This is a genomic window from Vibrio thalassae (assembly GCF_900089835.1).
GTDB classification, from domain to species: Bacteria; Pseudomonadota; Gammaproteobacteria; order Enterobacterales; family Vibrionaceae; genus Vibrio; species Vibrio thalassae.
The window spans coordinates 1-1,480 of sequence record NZ_OANU01000186.1 but is presented as its reverse complement, the minus strand read 5'-3'; the positions used below and the strand labels follow the sequence as shown (position 1 = coordinate 1,480).

Below are 1,480 nucleotides of genomic sequence, written 5' to 3'. Positions count from 1 at the left end.
ATCGATAACCGCTGAAAGCATCTAAGCGGGAAGCGAGCCCTGAGATGAGTCTTCCCTGGCGCTTAAAGCGTCCTAAAGGGTTGTTCGAGACTAGAACGTTGATAGGCAGGGTGTGTAAGCGTTGTGAGGCGTTGAGCTAACCTGTACTAATTGCCCGTGAGGCTTAACCATACAACACCCAAAGGGTTTTGATGGACTCAAAGTAAGAACTTTGAATGTGTATTTAGACTTTTAAAATCAGTTTTCCAGATTTTTTGCCTTCAGTTTTTAATAAAAGCTGAAAGTAAAAGCAGAATTTGCTTGGCGACCATAGCGTTGTGGACCCACCTGATTCCATGCCGAACTCAGAAGTGAAACGCAATAGCGCCGATGGTAGTGTGGGGTTTCCCCATGTGAGAGTAGGACATCGCCAGGCTTTATTTCGCACTTGCTTAGAATCTAAGCAAGTCACCATAAAGTTCTAAATTATCTTAGAGTTTTATGTTGACTTTCAAAGTGGGAAGCGTATTATACGCACCTCGCTGAAGCACTTAAGGTGCTGAAAGCAAAGCTCTTTAACAATATAAACCTATCAATCTGTGTGGGCACTCGTTGATGATAATCAAATTAGAAACTTCGGTTTCAAATTAGGTTTTCAATGAACTGAGTGACCAATCAAGTCGAAAGACTTGGCACAGTCAATTCATTATCGTTCTGTTGGAACGATAATAGCTTTAGATTGCTTCTCTATTTCTAGAGAAAAGGTAGTTTAAAGTCAGTATTCATTGAGCCGAACAAAATCTTAAATTGAAGAGTTTGATCATGGCTCAGATTGAACGCTGGCGGCAGGCCTAACACATGCAAGTCGAGCGGAAACGAGTTAACTGACCCTTCGGGTGACGTTAACGGCGTCGAGCGGCGGACGGGTGAGTAATGCCTGGGAAATTGCCCTGATGTGGGGGATAACCATTGGAAACGATGGCTAATACCGCATAACGCCTACGGGCCAAAGAGGGGGACCTTCGGGCCTCTCGCGTCAGGATATGCCTAGGTGGGATTAGCTAGTTGGTGAGGTAATGGCTCACCAAGGCGACGATCCCTAGCTGGTCTGAGAGGATGATCAGCCACACTGGAACTGAGACACGGTCCAGACTCCTACGGGAGGCAGCAGTGGGGAATATTGCACAATGGGCGCAAGCCTGATGCAGCCATGCCGCGTGTATGAAGAAGGCCTTCGGGTTGTAAAGTACTTTCAGTCGTGAGGAAGGGGTGTACGTTAATAGCGTGCATCTTTGACGTTAGCGACAGAAGAAGCACCGGCTAACTCCGTGCCAGCAGCCGCGGTAATACGGAGGGTGCGAGCGTTAATCGGAATTACTGGGCGTAAAGCGCATGCAGGTGGTTCGTTAAGTCAGATGTGAAAGCCCGGGGCTCAACCTCGGAACAGCATTTGAAACTGGCGGACTAGAGTACTGTAGAGGGGGGTAGAATTTCAGGTGTA

Annotated in this window: 3 rRNA genes; all 3 read left to right on the top strand. The window is 47.2% G+C overall.

Features of this window, described 5'->3' with window-relative positions:
• A 23S ribosomal RNA gene (locus VTH8203_RS23600) occupies positions 1-171 on the top strand; the annotation flags it as partial.
• A gap of 128 nt (positions 172-299) precedes the next feature.
• Positions 300-415: ribosomal RNA gene (rrf, locus tag VTH8203_RS23595) — 5S ribosomal RNA — on the top strand.
• Between the two features lie 368 nt (positions 416-783).
• Positions 784-1,480: ribosomal RNA gene (locus VTH8203_RS23590) — 16S ribosomal RNA — on the top strand; the annotation flags it as partial.